This window comes from Streptomyces murinus (assembly GCF_002154555.1).
Classification (GTDB): domain Bacteria; phylum Actinomycetota; class Actinomycetes; order Streptomycetales; family Streptomycetaceae; genus Streptomyces; species Streptomyces murinus.
Genome location: NZ_MUNF01000933.1, coordinates 1 through 590, shown reverse-complemented (window position 1 = coordinate 590; position 590 = coordinate 1). Strand labels below are relative to the sequence as shown.

The 590-nt window shown below is 70.8% G+C and carries 1 protein-coding gene; it reads right to left on the bottom strand.

Translation table 11 applies throughout. The features are described from left to right. Positions 1-570 (bottom strand): LysR family transcriptional regulator (locus CCN72_RS36715; protein WP_143664340.1); only part of this gene is annotated, 570 nt, incomplete at its 3' end. Positions 571-590: the final 20 nt, after the last annotated feature.

Sequence of the window (590 nt, the reverse complement as noted above, 5' to 3'; positions counted from 1 at the left end):
GCGCAGGTCGGCCAGGGAGAGACGGCCGGCCCCGGCCCGGCGATGGGCCACGGGCAGAGCCGCGGCCAGGCGTTCCCCGGTGAGCCGGTGGACGGTCAGGTCGTCGATGTCGGGCGGGGGCTGGCGTACCAGCGCGAGTTCCACGGTGCCGCTGCGAACGAGTTCGATCAGGCTGGCGGTGGATCCCTGCCGCAAATGCAGGCGCAAGCCCGGAAGTTGCTCGGCGGCGTCGGCGAGCAGGCGCGGCAGATGCCAGTGGCCGAGGCTGTTGACGAAGCCGATGTGCAGCTCACCCTCCGCTCCGGAGGCGATCCGGCGGGCGCGGGCGACGGCGGACTCCTGGGCCTCCAGTATCCGTCGGGCGTCGGCCGCGAAGGCCTCACCGGCGGGGGTGAGGCTGACGCCTTGACTGCTGCGGGTGCACAGCCGGGTGCCGATGATTCTCTCCAGGCGCTGGACCGCCTGGCTGAGCGGAGGCTGACTCATCATCAGACGGCTTGCCGCGCGGCCGAAATGCTTCTCCTCGGCAAGCACGGTGAACTGTTCCAGCAGGCGGGGCGTGAGATCCATGAGGTGAGCGTAGATCGGGT